1 protein-coding gene is annotated in these 1974 nt (G+C 36.7%); it reads right to left on the bottom strand.

The window, feature by feature from the left end; all coding sequences use genetic code 11:
• The coding region (locus AB1555_20015) for a SprB repeat-containing protein (GenBank protein ID MEW6248964.1) at positions 1-1771 on the bottom strand (1771 nt) is incomplete at its 3' end.
• Between the last annotated feature and the right edge of the window lie 203 nt (positions 1772-1974).

Raw genomic sequence — 1974 nt, 5'->3', positions numbered from 1 at the left:
AAGAATACGCTGGCATTCCTCCACTCACACTAGCATTCGCTGATCCATTATTTCCTCCATTACAACTTACACTTTGAACTTGTGTTGCCGTTAATGACAACGCTGGCGGCTGGGTGATGGTTATTACCGTATTCGTTATACAATTATTGTTATCTTTCACTTGAACACTATATGTCCCTGCTCCTAATCCTGTCGCTATTGAACTACTACTTACTGATGGCGTCCATGTATAATTATATGGCACTGCACCCCCACTCACATTCACAGTGGCAGAACCGTTGGAGAGACCATTACAAGTAATAGAGGTGATGTTGACAGAAGGAATAAGTAATTGTGATGGCTGCGCTATATTAACCGTTAGTGTAGTTTGACAGTTAGAGCCATCTTTAATGGTTACTGAATAATTTCCTGCACATAAGTTTGTTGCAGATTGAGAATTACCACCACTTGGTGACCATGTAAATGAAAATGGTAAAGTACCACCAGATAAGCTTACAGAAGCATTCCCATTGCATAATCCAAAACAGGAAATAGAATTAGAAGAAATAGAAGCAGTATATGAAGGTGCAACAGTAATAGTAACAGCCACCGTGCCTGTATTACATCCTGTAGCATCTTTTACATTAACCGTATAATTCCCAGCACATAATCCTGTGGCGGTGGCATTATTTCCCCCCGATGGTGACCATGTATAAGAATAAGGTGCGGTTCCACCCGTTGGAGTTACGGTACCAGCTCCATTACATCCGCTACAAGTGGCTGCCTGATTAGCAGAAGTTATTGTTAGTGTAGGAGGAGGAGTACAAACTACACACCCTGTAGTTCTGTAATATAATCCTAACATTCCAACTGTAAAACAATCGCTTCCATCACTAACATTATAATTACCTGTGCTTTGTCCACTACCCACAGTGGTATTAGCAGTATAACAATCATAAAATGATTTTGGAAAAGTAGTCCCTGTGTTATTCACTGTAGCAGGAAAAGAAGGAGCGGTGTTATCCTGCATATCACTAATCATCATAAATGCCTGAGCATTGGTTCCTGCTGCACAAGCCGCCGGATAATTTAAATTGTAATTAAATGTTCCTCCCGCATAAGTATTATTACCATCTGCTAAAATAATATTTCCCTGAAAAGTAGCAGTAGGATCTTTGTATATAATCATTAAAGTTATACCATCTACTGCCCAGTTTGGATTAGTGATATTAGTAATATTAACATTATAGTTGCCATTGCCACTAATTATACTGGTAACATCCCATCTTGTAACAATAGTACCTGACTCTCCCCAACATTTAGAAGGTCCTGTAAAATTAGCTGCTGGTGCAAGGTTACTTAAAGAACTTCCTAATGGATTAGTAATTGTCAGCCAAGGTGTACCAGATGTTGATGCAATTATCCACACATAGGCCTTTACCACTTGAAAACAAGGAGGCATTCCACTAATAGATAATGATGTAGGAACCCCAGAACCAGCAGGAGTAGCATACCTGGTTGTTATTTTTTTGGACGCTCGTACATAACTGAGGCCGCAATCCTGCCCAGTATAAAAAGGAGTCATTGCCAAAATGCTGTTATTCTCTTGTTGCTTTAATCCTTGATTTGAATAACAAGGCGTTCCTTTGCATAAAGGATTTTGATGCTGGTGTTGAGCAAAAATTGTACAGTAAGAAATAATAATAAGCAATATGCTTAATAAATGTAGCCGTAGATTAAAAAATAATTTGAACTGATGACTAATATTATAATTAAAATTAATCATTTCCATATTGGTTGTTTTTATTTTGGGGAAATTTAAAGAATATACTTTATTGAAAACAAATCGTTCAATAAATAAAACCTACCATTCGCTCAATATTTTTACACTTTTTCAAATTGAAAATGTTAAATTAGCATTTGTTATTTATCACTCATTTCAATTATCCTTTATTATATTTGCACTTTGTAAAATATTTCTTATGCCAGAATACA

Source organism: Nitrospirota bacterium (assembly GCA_040755395.1).
In the GTDB taxonomy this organism is placed as follows: domain Bacteria; phylum Nitrospirota; class Nitrospiria; order Nitrospirales; family Nitrospiraceae; genus DATLZU01.
Note: the sequence above shows the minus strand (reverse complement) of the source record. Positions and strands in the feature narration are given on the sequence as shown.